Source organism: Streptomyces sp. NPDC002676, assembly GCF_053592455.1.
Map to the genome: position 1 here is coordinate 391,917 of NZ_JBSFVT010000003.1, position 12,878 is coordinate 404,794.

Below are 12,878 nucleotides of genomic sequence, written 5' to 3' on the forward strand. Positions count from 1 at the left end.
CGACCATGGGGCTCACCACCGCCACGCGGTACGACCCGCAGCCGCCGACGACGAGCCGGCCCCACGAGAGCCACCCGCACAAGAGAACGCAGCGCAGCTCCCGACTCCGCCGCGCTCTCCTCACCACCCTCCTCACCACCGCCATCGTCGCTCCCCTCTCCGCCGCGGCACGCCCGGAAATCCCTGCTCCACCTCCGGCCACCCTCGCCTCCCCTCTCACCCCGGCCACCCTCACCGCCGCCTACGAGGCGAACCGGGCCGACGCGACCGAAGCCGCCCGCATGGCCGCCGCCGACGGCGATCCGCACCGCGCCGCAGCCGACCGTGTGCTGGCCGCCCCGTCCCGCCACCTCCTCGCGTACGACGGCCATGGCGCCGGCCGTGCGACGGAGGTCCTGGGCGATCTCTCCCACGCGACCAGCATCGCGGTCCTGGTCCCGGGCTCCGACACATCCCTCGACACCTACGCCCGTTTCCACAAGGGCGCGTCGGCCCTCTACTCCGACCTCACGCACCGGGCCCCCGCCGCCACCCGTACCCGCGTGGCCGTGATCGCCTGGCTCGGCTACACGACCCCGGCCACGGTCAGCACGACGGTGACGACCACCACCCGGGCCGACGAAGCGGCGCCCCACCTGCGCGACTTCGTCCGCGACCTCCACCGGATCGCCCCGCCGAGGGCCCGCGTCTCCCTCCTCTGCCACTCCTACGGCTCGGTCGTCTGCGGCCGTGCCGCCCAGGGGCTGGACGCGGACGACATAGCCCTGGTCGGCAGCCCCGGCACGGGTGCGGACTCAGTGGCCGCCCTGCACACCCGGGCCCGGGTCTGGGCGGCCCGAGGCAGCGCCGACTGGATCGCACACGTGCCACACGTCAGCGCCCAACTCTTCGGCACCACCATCGGCTTCGGCGCCGACCCGGCCTCCCGCGCCTTCGGCGCCCGGGTCTTCGATGCCGCCGGCGCCGGCCACAGCGGCTACTTCACCCCGGGCTCGGCCTCCCTCGCCAACCTGGCCCGGATCACCCTCGGCGAGACCTCGGAGGTGACCCGTGCCTGAACAGTCCGCACGCCACCAGCGCCACCCGCTCCGCACCTTCCGCCAGGCTGTCCACCGGGTCGACAGGGCCACCCCCACCTCCCGGGACCGCGCGGTCGACGCACTCCGCGCCTACGCGATCCTCGGTGTGGTCCTGGGCCACTGGCTGGTCACGGCACTGGTCGCCGGGGACGGCGAACTGCACACGGCAAGCCCGCTGCAGCACATGCCCTGGCTGGCCCCGATCTCCTGGCTCTTCCAGACCCTGGCCGTGTTCTTCCTGGTCGGCGGCCATGTGGCTACTCGAAGTCACGCCTCGGCCGTCGCCAGGGGCGAGACCTACGGCCAGTGGCTGCGCGCCCGCCTGACTCGTCTGCTCCGCCCGGTGGTGGCCCTCCTGGCCCTCTGGACGGTGGTGGCAACGGCCCTCGTGCTCGTCGGCACCCCCTTCGCCACGATCCACACACTTCTCAAACTCGCCCTGTCCCCCCTCTGGTTCCTCCTGGTCTTCGCGGCGTTGACGGCCGCGACCCCGCTCCTCACCCGCCTCAACCCGCTCTGGCCTCTGGCCGTGGTCCTGCACGTGGACGTCCTGCGCTTCGGCCTGCACCTCGGCCCGTCCTGGCTCGCCTGGGCGAACGTGGCGGCGGGCTGGCTGGTCCCGTACACCCTCGGCGCCGCCTGGACCCGGGGCGAGCTGGACAGCCGCCGAGCGGGCTGGGTCCTCTTCCTCGGCGGTACGGCGGCCACGGCGGCCCTCATCATCTGCGCGGGGTACCCGGCGTCCATGGTCGGCGTCCCCGGCGCAAAGGTCTCCAACCTCGACCCGCCGACCCTGGCGGCCGTCACGTTCGGCCTGGCCCAGTGCGGCCTGGCCCTCCTGCTCCGCGACCGCCTGCGCCGCGCGATGTCCCGCCCGTTGGCCTGGTCGGCGACGGCCCTGGTCAACCTCTCCGCAATGACGATCTACCTCTGGCACCAGACGGCTCTGATGGCCACCACGGCAGCCACCCTCCCCGCCGCCCGCCTGCCCGGCCTGCACACCTCACCGGACGACCTGACCTGGGTCGCGGCCCGCCTGGCCTGGCTCCCGGTCTTCGCTCTCGTCCTGGCCGTCTGCTGGACGACGTTCCGCTCCTACGAACAGGGCCCCCGCCGCGTCCGGAACCGTCCCTCCCGCGTGCTCCACCGCCACCTGCCTCCGACAAAGACCCCGCACAATGCCTAACCTTGATCAAGTGAAAGCCGCGGACCCCAACACCGAGAGCCGCACATCCGCACTCACAGGAACCCGCCGAACCCGCCTTCTCACCTGGCTGGGAGAAAACCCCTCCCCGAACTCACCCCCCTTCTCCCGCCACCGCTGGCTCCGCCTCCTCACCTACCTGATCACCTGCTACGTAGCCCTGGGCATAGCCCTGGGCGGCGGCTCCGAACTGACCGACAGCTACCGCTTCACGACCCCGGTCGCCCTCCTGACCGGCCTCATCCAGGGCACCGCCGTCGTCCTGGCCCTCTGGCGCCCCGTTCCCGCCTGGGTCCTGTCCCTGACCGGTGCCACGGTCGCCGCCCTGCTCGTCCGGCACAGCCTGGAGTTGTCCCCGATCCACAACGGCCCCAACTGGCCCTGGAGCACTCCGGCCCTGCTGGCCCAGATGGCCGTGTTCGTGCTGCTCGCCCTGCGTGTCGAGATCCGCGGTACTCTCGGCGCCCTCGGCACGACCGCCCTGACGACGTACTTCCTGGAAGGCGTCATGGGCGCCCAGCGCTACTCGGCGACCGGCGTCGTGGCGGTGGCCCTGTTCGCGGTCGCCGCCCTCGTCGGCACGGTCCTGCGCAGCCGGAGCGAGGCCCGTACCCAACTGGTCCGGCAGACGACGATCACCGCGGAGGAGCGCGCCCGCCGCACCCTGCTGGAGGAGCGCAGCCGTATCGCCCGAGAGTTGCACGACGTGGTCGCCCACCACATGTCGGTGATCTCCATCCAGGCCCAGGTGGCGCCCCACCTGGTGGAGAACCCGTCACAGGAGCTGAAGGAGAACCTCGCCGGGATCCGCGACAACGCCCTGGAGGCGCTGACCGAACTGCGCCGCGTTCTCGGTGTCCTGCGCTCCGAGACGCCCGGCGACCCCGGCGCACCGGGCGAACCGGCCCCGGACGCCCCGCAGCCGGACCTCTCCCGGCTGGACGCGTTGCTGGAGAACACCAGGGCGGCCGGCCTTGAGGTCGGTATCGAGGTGCACGGCAAGCCCCGCTCCTATTCACCCGGCGTGGAGCTGTCGGCGTACCGGATCGTGCAGGAGGCGCTGAGCAACGCCCTGCGGCACGCCCCGGGTTCGACGGTCCGCGTGGAGGTCAGCCATTTCCCCCACGGCATCTTCCTGGGCGTCATGAACTCCCGCCCCCGCCATCCGGTCCAGCCGTCCCCGGGCACCGGTCACGGCCTGCTGGGCATGCGGGAACGCGCGGCGATGCTCGGCGGGAACGTGACCGCGAAGCGCACCCTGAGCGGCGGTTTCACGGTGACGGCGTTCCTCCCGCAGGGCAGTTCCTCCGACGGGTCCCCGTGCCCGTACCCGCCTCCGTACCCACTCCCGACAGGAGATCAGAGCCCATGACGAGCGGCGCCGGCCCCATCCGTGTACTCATCGTCGACGACCAGCAGATGGTCCGGCAGGGTTTCACCGTGTTGCTCAACACCCAGCCCGACATCGAGGTGGTCGGGCAGGCTGTGGACGGCATGGACGCGATCGTCAAGGTCGCCGAACTGACGCCGGACGTGGTCCTGATGGACATCCGGATGCCCGAGATGGGCGGCATCGAGGCGACCAGCCGCATCACCGCGGGCAACCCGGCGATCAGAGTGCTCGTGCTGACCACCTTCGACCTGGACGAGCATGTGTACGACGCGCTGCGCGCCGGTGCCTCCGGCTTCCTCCTCAAGGACGCCTCCGCCGACCAACTCGCCGAGGCGGTGCGGGTGGTTGCCGCGGGCGACGCCCTGCTCGCGCCCGGCATCACGCGTCGGCTCATCAACGAGTTCTCCCGCCTGGACGGCAGCCACCGGGCCCCGCTCAAGCACCGCGTCGGGGATCTGACCGAGCGGGAGACGGAGGTGCTGGCGCTGATCGCGCAGGGCTTCTCGAACGCGGAGATCGCCGAGCGGCTGGTGGTGGCCGAGCAGACCGTGAAGACGCACGTGGGCCGGATCCTGGTGAAACTGGGGCTGCGCGACCGCACCCAGGCGGCGATCTTCGCCTACGAGTCCGGTGTGGTCCGCCCCGGTGCCCGCTGACCCCGACGCCTCCTACGGCCCCCGACGGGTACGGCCCGCCCGGTACCCGTAGTACCTGAGAGGGACTCCCGAGAACCCCCCTCCATGGGGACGACCGTGACACCCGCCCGGCCCTACCGTTCTGCATGTGACCGAGACGACGCACATGCAGACGACCCCGCCGGGGCCGGCCGGCCGGCCGCGCAGCCCCGAGTACCGGCTGGCGTTGGACGCCCTGAGCGGGCTGCGCCAGGACCTGTTCCACGAGGCCTTCGCCTATCGTCCGCTGTCCCGGCTGGACTCCGACAGCCCGCTCGTGCGCCGCCGGTCCGGCCGGCTGAAGGAGTACGCGACCTGGACCCCGCACACGGTGGTGGTCGCCCTCGGCCTGGTGGCGATGCTGCTCGGCCTGGCGGGTACCGAGGACTCGGGGGTGCCGTCCCTGCTGTGCGGGCTGCTGGCCCTGGCCCCGGTCCTGCTGACCCTGGTGCGTCCGGCCGGTGCGTTCTGGCTGTCGCTCGCCGCTTCCACGGCCGCCATGGTCGTAGGCGGGAACGAGCGGATCGACTGGCCGTGGCAGCCGGGCAGCTTCTTCTCCCACCTGGTGGTGCTCGCGGTCGTCGCGATACGCACCCGCCCACGCACCGCGGCCTGGATCTGGGTGCTGACCGGCGTCTACGGCTTCTTCGCCGAGAGCTTCTTCGCCGCGCCCTACAACACCAACGTGGCTCCGATGATGGTCGTTTCCGCGCTGATCCTGCTGGTCGTCACGGTCTGGCACATACGCAGGGACGCGGCGCAGGAGGTGACGGCGCAGCAGACGGTGACCGCGGTCGAGCGTTCGCGGCGCACCCTGCTGGAGGAACGCACGACGATCGCCCGGGAACTGCACGACGTGGTCGCGCACCACATGTCGGTGGTCGCCATCCAGGCGGAGGCCGCGCCCTACCGGGTGGAGAACCCGCCGCCGGAGCTGGAGAAGGCGTTCGTCACCATCCGGGAGAACGCGGTGGCGGCCCTGACCGAGCTGCGCCGGGTCCTCGGGGTCGTCCGCGCGGAGGACTACGAGGCCCCGGACGCCCCGCAGCCCGCCCTCGCCGACCTGGACGCGCTGCTCGCCAATGTGCGCGAGGCCGGGCTGGAGGTGGAGAAGGTGGTGACCGGCGCGGTGCGTGAGCTGCCGCAGGGCGTGGAGCTGTCGGCGTACCGGATCGTGCAGGAGGCGCTGAGCAACACGCTGCGGCACGCGCCCGGGGCGGGCGCGCGGGTCGAGATCGGGTACGTCCTGGGAGGCCTGGGCCTGCGGGTCGTCAATGGCCCGCCCCCGGCCCCGTCCCTGATAAAGCCTTCGCCCGGTGCGGGGCACGGCATCACGGGAATGCGGGAGCGGGTCTCGATGCTGAACGGCGAGATGACGGCGGTCCCGACGGCGGACGGGGGGTACGAGGTGACGGTGTTCCTGCCGGTGCCGGCCACCGCCACCGACACAGCCACCGAGGTTGAGGCATGACCATCCGCGTACTGATCGCGGACGACCAGATGATGGTCCGTGAGGGGTTCTCCGTCCTGCTGAACGCGATGCCGGACATCGAGGTCGTCGGCGAGGCCGTCAACGGCCGGCAGGCCGTGGAGCGCGTCCGTGAACTCTCCCCGGACGTGGTGCTGATGGACATCCGTATGCCGGAGCTGAACGGCATCGACGCGACCCGGGAGATCGTCGCGGCGGACGGCGCGGCGAAGGTGCTGGTGCTGACCACGTTCGACCTGGACGAGTACGTGTACCAGGCGCTGCGCGCGGGAGCCTCCGGCTTCCTGCTGAAGGACGCCTCGGCGCGCCAACTGGCCGAGGGGGTGCGGGTGGTGGCGTCCGGGGAGGCCCTGCTGGCGCCCTCGGTGACGAAACGTCTGATCACGGAGTTCTCGCGGCTGTCGGACGTGCCGCGCATGATGCCGACGGCGCAGGCGGCGTACGGGGAGCTGACGGAACGGGAGACGGAGGTACTGGTACTGATCGCGCAGGGCCTGTCGAACGCGGAGATCGCCGAGCGGCTGGTGGTGGCGGAGTCGACGATCAAGACGCATGTGAGCCGGATCCTGGTGAAGCTCGGGCTGCGGGACCGTACGCAGGCGGCGGTGTTCGCGTACGAGGCGAGGCTGGTCACGCCGGGGTGAACCGGGCTAGCGTCCGTTCATGGCAGCTGTTGCGGACGGTTCGGACCTCGCCTTCGACCCCTGGGACCCGGCGTTCCTCGCCGACCCGTACCCGGCCTACGCCGAGCTGCGGGCGCGCGGCCGGGTGATCCGGTACGAACCGACCGATCAGTGGCTGGTGCCGCACCATGCGGACGTCGCGGCGCTGCTGCGCGACCGCCGCCTGGGCCGCACCTACCAGCACCGTTTCTCGCACGAGGACTTCGGCCGGACCCCGCCCCCGCCGGAGCACGAGCCGTTCCACGCGCTCAACGACCACGGCATGCTCGACCTGGAGCCGCCGGACCACACCCGGATCCGGCGCCTGGTGTCGAAGGCGTTCACCCCGCGCACGGTGGAGCGGCTGCGGCCGTACGTGCGGAACCTGGCGGAGGAGCTGGTGTCGGCCCTGGTGTCGGCGGGCGGTGGCGACCTGCTGAGAGATGTCGCCGAGCCGCTGCCGGTCGCGGTGATCGCCGAGATGCTGGGCATCCCGGAGCCGGACCGGGCCTGGCTGCGGCCCTGGTCGGCGGACATCTGCGGGATGTACGAGCTGAACCCGTCGGAGGAGACGGCGGCGAAGGCGGTGCGGGCGTCGCTGGAGTTCTCGGACTACCTGCGCGAGCTGATCGCGGCCCGCCGCAGGGAGCCGGGCGAGGACCTGATCTCCGGCCTGATCGCGGCGCACGACGAGGGCGACCGGCTGACGGAACAGGAAATGATCTCCACGGCGGTCCTGCTCCTCAACGCGGGCCACGAGGCCACGGTGAACGCGACGGTGAACGGCTGGTGGGCCCTGTTCCGCAACCCGGACCAGCTGTCCGCCCTCCGCGCCGACCACTGCCTGATCCCGTCCGCGATCGAGGAGCTGATGCGCTACGACACTCCGCTGCAGCTCTTCGAGCGCTGGGTCCTGGACGACATCGAGATCGCCGGCACGACGATCCCACGCGGCTCGGAGATAGCCATGCTCTTCGGCTCCGCCAACCACGACCCGCAGACTTTCGACAACCCCGACCACCTGGACCTCACCCGCCAGGACAACCCCCACATCTCCTTCAGCGCAGGCATCCACTACTGCATCGGCGCCCCCCTGGCCCGCATCGAACTGGCCGCCTCCATGACGGCACTACTGGATCAGGCCCCGACGCTGCGCCTGGCGGCGGAGCCGAAGAGAAAGCCGAACTTCGTGATCCGGGGACTGGAGGGGCTGAGCGTCGAGGTGGGGTGATCACCCGTTCCCGTTCCCGTTCCGTCGTCGGTTCGCCAGGGCCCAGGACGCCGGGGACAGGCGGGGGAGGAAGCACGGCCAGGCCGGCCGTGACAGCAGGGCCAGGACGGCGCCCGCGAGCGCGGCCGTCAGCAGGGCCGCCGTCAGCGGGGCCCGGCGGCCGACCGCGCCCGAGGGCAGCAGCTCCTGACGGCCCGACTCCTCCTCGTCCCGGGTGTGCCGGACCACCACGAGCAGGCTCCTCGCCGCCGCCGGCGAGATCGCGGCCATGATGGAGCGCCGGCGGGTGCACCGCGACAAGACCTTCGGTCAGGGCTGAACCCTCAAAGGGCTAGCGTTCCTGCGTCTCCTCCAGCACCGTCCGCCCCAGCAGCGAGTACCGCTCCGGCGCGTAGCGCTTGAGGTACTGCGCGTACCCGAGCCCGGCAGCCGCGACCAGCGCCACCAGCCACGGCGTCGCCTTCAGCACCAGCGAACCGGACTCCGGCCCGGCCGCCGCGCTCATGTTGGACACCAGCAGGACGACCACGGCGAGCATCGCGATGCCGCCGAGCAGCGGCGCGGTGAACGTCCGGAACCAGTGGCGGCTCTCGGGGTGGTGGGAGCGGAAGTACACCAGCACCGCGAAGGAGCACACGGCCTGTACGACGAGGATGGCCATGGTGCCGAGGATGGCGAGCAGGACGTAGGTGCCGGTGTACGGGTCCTTGGCGGCGATCCAGAACGCGCCGATCAGGACGGCGGAGACGACCGTCTGCACCAGCCCCGAGATGTGCGGGGAGCCGTGCCGGGCGTGGGTGCGGCCGATGGTGTTCTTCAGCGAGGGCACGACGCCTTCGCGGCCCAGGGCGTACAGATAGCGGGCGGCGCAGTTGTGGAAGGCCATGCCGCAGGCCAGCGAGCCGGTGATCATCAGCCACTGCATGACGTCGACCGCCCAGTGGCCGACGTAGCGCTCGGTGGGCAGGAAGAACAGGTCCAGCGGGTTGGCGGAGGACGCCGCACGTACGGCCTCCCGCTCGCCGTTGCCGGTGATGGCCATCCAGGAGACGAGGACGTAGAAGACGCCGACGCCGAGGACGGAGATCATCGTCGCCTTGGGGATGATCTTCTTCGGGTCGCGGGACTCCTCGCCGTACATCGCGGTCGACTCGAAGCCGACCCAGGACCAGAAGGCGAAGAAGAGCCCGAGCCCGGCGGACGTGCCCTTGAAGGCGTTGACCGGGTCGACCGGCGCGAAGGTGAAGCCGTGCGGGCCGCCGCCGTGGAGGGCGACCGAGACGGCCATGGCCGCGAGCACGGTCACCTCCGTCGCGAGCAGTGCCACCAGCAGTTTCTCGGCGACGTCAATGCCGAACCAGGTGCCGGTCGCGTTGATCGCGAGCATGAGCAGCGCGAAGAGCCACCACGGCACGTGGAGCCCGGTCTGGTCCTTCAGGGTCGTCGTCGCGAAGGTGGAGAAGATCCCTATGAGGGCGGGTTCGAAGACGACGTAGGCGAAGGTCGCCAGCAGCCCGGAGGCGAGTCCGGCGGTGCGGCCGAGGCCGAAGGAGATGAAGCCGTAGAAGGCGCCCGTGGACGTGATGTGCTTCGCCATCGATGTGAAACCCACGGAAAAGATTGCCAGGACAACCATTGCGACGAGATAGCTCGCCGGTGCCCCGATGCCGTTGCCGGCCGACACCATGAAGGGCACGTTGCCCGTCATCGCGGTGATCGGCGCGGCCGTGGCGACGGCCATGAAGACCACGCCCAGCAGCCCCACAGCATTGGGTTTCAGCCGGTGAACCGTTCCGTCGCCGTCCGTCTCCGCCGCCGGGGCGACGCCCTCGTCCACTGCCATCGGGTGGCCCCTCTCCTGACGCCATGCGCGGTCGAGCCGCGCCTTGATGGAGCAGGATGGTGGAGGAGGAACCCCTCTCTCAAGGGGTCGGAGCGGTTAAATATTTGTCACCAGACCTTTAGCCTGGGGTGAGGGCGGGAGAAACGGGGCTTATCAGGCCGGGAGGGTGAGGCCCCACGCCCCCGGCAGCACCCGCCAGGTCCGCCGTCGTACCGGCCCCGCCACCGCCGCGTCCGCGCGGTAGCGGAAGTCCGCGCCCGTGACCGTCAGCATGTGCCCCGAGGTCCGTATCGGGGTTGTCTCCGCACCCGCCGGCAGCGGGCGGATCTCGACCTCGGCCAGCCCGGAGGCGCCCGGGGCCACCGACACGGCCTCCAGGGGCTGGTCCAGGTCCACGACCGTCAGCCCGTCGACCTCCACCCGGAGCCGGGCAAAGTCGCAGTGGGGCCCGGCTGGGGCGGTGGCGGTCCGGGCGGGACGCGGGGCCAGGGTGCGGACCAGGGAGCGGTACGTCGTACGCAGCCAGGGGCGGCCGGAGGGGACGGGCACCAGCTGGGCGGGGGCCGGCGGCACCGCCGGGATGTCCAGCGCGGCCAGGACCACTCCGTCGCTGTCGTCCACGAGCAGGTCCAGGCGGCGCTCCACGCCGTCCAGGACCGCCCGCGCCGCCGCCACCGCCCCGGCGGGCACCCCCAGCGACTCCGCGAGCCCGGCGCCGCCGACCGGCACCACCGACAGTCCGCATCCGGCCAGCTCCCGCTGCCGGTGCAGCAGGGTCACGGCCCGGACCAGGGCGCGGTCGTCGCCGATCACGACCGGTCGCCGCGACCCCCTTCGGCCCAGTGCGCGGGCGAACTCCTCCGGTCCGTCGGGCAGGCACACCTTGGCCGTCGCGCCCGCGCTGAGCACGTCTTTCGCGATCCGCACGGACTCTCCGTCCGTATGCCGTGCCGCCGGATCGATGATCACCAGCAGCTGATCGGACGTCGCGAAAGTCGCCACCTCGGTCCTGCCTCGCTTCCTCGGGTAGCATCTTTGTGCAAGAGCCCCTTGCGCTATTGCGCCAGGGGCTTCGTCTATTCCGGGGCATCCGGTCCGACGGTTGTGCGACCAATGGCGGTCGCGGTGGTACGCGGCGGGAACCCTACGCCCACGCCCCTGACCTTGGACATGCCCCGCCCGGAAGGGGTGTACGCGCGTGCCCGCACTTGTGCTGCTCGGTGCTCAGTGGGGTGACGAAGGCAAGGGGAAGGCCACCGACCTGCTCGGTGGCTCGGTGGACTATGTCGTCCGATACCAGGGCGGCAACAACGCCGGCCACACGGTGGTCGTCGGCGACCAGAAGTATGCTCTCCACCTCCTCCCTTCCGGAATCCTCTCGCCCGGCTGTACGCCGGTCATCGGTAACGGTGTCGTTGTCGACCCCTCGGTCCTGCTCTCCGAGCTGAGCGGTCTGAACGAGCGCGGCGTCGACACGTCAAAGCTCCTGATCAGCGGTAACGCGCACATCATCACGCCGTACAACGTGACCGTCGACAAGGTGACGGAACGCTTCCTCGGGAAGAGGAAGATCGGTACGACGGGGCGCGGAATCGGCCCGACCTACGCGGACAAGATCAACCGCGTCGGCATCCGGGTCCAGGACCTGTACGACGAGTCGATCCTGACGCAGAAGGTCGAGGCGGCCCTCGACGTCAAGAACCAGCTGCTCACCAAGCTGTACAACCGGCGTGCCATCGCCGTCGACCAGGTGGTCGAGGAGCTGCTGGGCTACGCCGAGCAGATCAAGCCGTACGTCACCGACACCGTGCTGGTCCTCAACCAGGCGCTGGAGGACGACAAGGTCGTCCTGTTCGAGGGCGGTCAGGGCACCCTCCTCGACATCGACCACGGCACGTACCCCTTCGTCACCTCCTCCAACCCGACCGCCGGTGGTGCCTGCACCGGCGCCGGTGTGGGCCCGACGAAGATCAGCCGCGTCATCGGCATCCTGAAGGCGTACACGACCCGCGTCGGCGCCGGCCCGTTCCCGACGGAGCTGTTCGACGAGGACGGCGAGGCGCTGCGCCGCATCGGCGGCGAGCGGGGCGTGACCACCGGCCGTGACCGCCGCTGCGGCTGGTTCGACGCGGTGATCGCCCGCTACGCGACCCGCGTGAACGGTCTGACGGACTTCTTCCTCACCAAGCTCGACGTCCTCACCGGCTGGGAGCAGATCCCGGTCTGCGTGGCCTACGAGATCGACGGCAAGCGCGTCGAGGAGCTGCCCTACTCGCAGACCGACTTCCACCACGCGAAGCCCGTCTACGAGATGCTGCCGGGCTGGTCCGAGGACATCACCAAGGCGAAGTCCTTCTCCGACCTGCCGAAGAACGCGCAGGGCTACGTCAAGGCGCTGGAGGAGATGTCCGGCGCCCCGATCTCCGCGATCGGCGTGGGCCCGGGCCGGGACGAGACGATCGAGATCAACTCGTTCCTGTAGACCGCCCCTGCTCGGTGCGCTTTCGGTCCCCGTCGGATGAATTCCGGCGGGGACCATTTATGTCGGCATTCGGAGTATTTCTGGATGTATTGGGGTGTATGTGCGGTATGACTCTGACGTCCTCTCAGGGGGATGACACAGTCGACCATACGAAGTGGAGACGCACGTGCGTCGAGTCCTCAGGCTTCTCGCCATGACGCTGATGGCCCTCGGTATCGGGGTGACGCCCGCGCTGGCGGCCAACCCGCACTTCATCGGGGAGCCCACCTGCACCAAGACGATCAGCAACAACCGTGCGACTGCCGAGTGCAGCGGCAAGGCCGCTGGACTTGGCACCGGTCCCGCGAGGGTCTTCCTGACGGCGGACCAGGTCGAGACCCAGTACGTCTGCACCAACCCCGGAAACGGCAGGGTGGTCAACGGTCACCCCGCGTTCTTCCAGTTCCTTCAGGGCCCGACCCAGGACATCACCCCGCACGCGGGCCAGATCACGTTCACGACCTCGCTCCAGTCGCCGCCCAACCCCTCCTCGCGTGACGTCTGCCCGAACGGCAACTGGAGGGTGCACCTGATCTCGGCGACCTTCCACAACCTCACCCTGCACATCCAGCAGCCGACCGGTACGGACGTCCTCATCTGGAACTTCGGCGACGTCGACCCGCGCTGATCCCGCGCCGACCGCAAGGACGTACTCCCCTCCACGGGCGCCTCGACCGCCCGCCGCTCCGCCTCCGGGCGCGACCGGCGGGCGGTTCCGCGTTCCGTGCGGGCTGTTTGCGTCCCAGACGGCAACCAACTCCGGCGGTACAGCTGTTGAGGGC

At 70.7% G+C, this 12,878-nt stretch carries 11 protein-coding genes and 1 pseudogene; 9 read left to right on the forward strand and 3 right to left on the reverse strand.

The annotated features are described in order from the left end of the window. Positions 1 to 5: 5 nt before the first annotated feature. The 7 genes from ACWD3E_RS12110 to ACWD3E_RS12140 all read left to right on the forward strand — a co-directional run bounded on the left by ACWD3E_RS12110 (position 6) and on the right by ACWD3E_RS12140 (position 7,732). Positions 6 to 1,058, forward strand: coding sequence for an alpha/beta hydrolase (locus tag ACWD3E_RS12110; protein ID WP_451387436.1), 1,053 nt, complete (start codon positions 6 to 8; stop codon positions 1,056 to 1,058). Beyond that, positions 1,051 to 2,265, forward strand: coding sequence for an acyltransferase family protein (locus tag ACWD3E_RS12115; RefSeq protein WP_451387437.1), 1,215 nt, complete (start codon positions 1,051 to 1,053; stop codon positions 2,263 to 2,265). Before ACWD3E_RS12110 ends, ACWD3E_RS12115 begins: the two co-directional genes overlap by 8 nt. A gap of 10 nt (positions 2,266 to 2,275) precedes the next feature. Continuing rightward, the gene (locus ACWD3E_RS12120; RefSeq protein ID WP_451387438.1) at positions 2,276 to 3,655 is read left to right on the forward strand and encodes a sensor histidine kinase; all 1,380 of its coding nucleotides are present in this window, start codon (positions 2,276 to 2,278) and stop codon (positions 3,653 to 3,655) included. Next, the gene (locus ACWD3E_RS12125; RefSeq protein ID WP_451387439.1) at positions 3,652 to 4,332 is read left to right on the forward strand and encodes a response regulator; all 681 of its coding nucleotides are present in this window, start codon (positions 3,652 to 3,654) and stop codon (positions 4,330 to 4,332) included. The genes ACWD3E_RS12120 and ACWD3E_RS12125 overlap by 4 nt, the downstream gene beginning before the upstream one ends. 127 nt (positions 4,333 to 4,459) lie before the next feature. Continuing rightward, entirely contained in the window at positions 4,460 to 5,821 is a 1,362-nt protein-coding gene (locus ACWD3E_RS12130) for a sensor histidine kinase (protein WP_451387440.1), read from the forward strand. Continuing rightward, positions 5,818 to 6,483, forward strand: a complete 666-nt coding sequence (locus tag ACWD3E_RS12135) for a response regulator (protein WP_451387441.1) — start codon at positions 5,818 to 5,820, stop codon at positions 6,481 to 6,483. Before ACWD3E_RS12130 ends, ACWD3E_RS12135 begins: the two co-directional genes overlap by 4 nt. Before the next feature lie 19 nt (positions 6,484 to 6,502). Continuing rightward, entirely contained in the window at positions 6,503 to 7,732 is a 1,230-nt protein-coding gene (locus tag ACWD3E_RS12140; RefSeq protein ID WP_451387442.1) for a cytochrome P450, read from the forward strand. A gap of 93 nt (positions 7,733 to 7,825) precedes the next feature. Here the strand turns inward: ACWD3E_RS12140 and ACWD3E_RS12145 are convergent. The 3 genes and pseudogenes from ACWD3E_RS12145 to ACWD3E_RS12155 all read right to left on the reverse strand — a co-directional run. After that, positions 7,826 to 7,984: pseudogene (locus tag ACWD3E_RS12145) on the reverse strand (ABC transporter permease); the annotation flags it as partial. A gap of 79 nt (positions 7,985 to 8,063) precedes the next feature. Beyond that, positions 8,064 to 9,575: an APC family permease gene (locus ACWD3E_RS12150; RefSeq protein ID WP_451387443.1), complete on the reverse strand. Its 1,512-nt coding sequence runs from the start codon at positions 9,573 to 9,575 to the stop codon at positions 8,064 to 8,066. A gap of 153 nt (positions 9,576 to 9,728) precedes the next feature. Next, positions 9,729 to 10,577, reverse strand: coding sequence for a diacylglycerol kinase (locus ACWD3E_RS12155; RefSeq protein WP_451387444.1), 849 nt, complete (start codon positions 10,575 to 10,577; stop codon positions 9,729 to 9,731). Between the two features lie 196 nt (positions 10,578 to 10,773). Here ACWD3E_RS12155 and ACWD3E_RS12160 point away from each other — a divergent pair, with 196 nt between their 5' ends. Both ACWD3E_RS12160 and ACWD3E_RS12165 read left to right on the forward strand, forming a co-directional pair. Next, the gene (locus ACWD3E_RS12160; protein ID WP_451355025.1) at positions 10,774 to 12,057 is read left to right on the forward strand and encodes an adenylosuccinate synthase; all 1,284 of its coding nucleotides are present in this window, start codon (positions 10,774 to 10,776) and stop codon (positions 12,055 to 12,057) included. A 193-nt stretch (positions 12,058 to 12,250) separates the two neighbouring features. Further along, a complete protein-coding gene (locus ACWD3E_RS12165) occupies positions 12,251 to 12,724 on the forward strand; it encodes a hypothetical protein (protein ID WP_451387445.1) in 474 nt (157 codons plus the stop codon). Positions 12,725 to 12,878 lie beyond the last annotated feature (154 nt).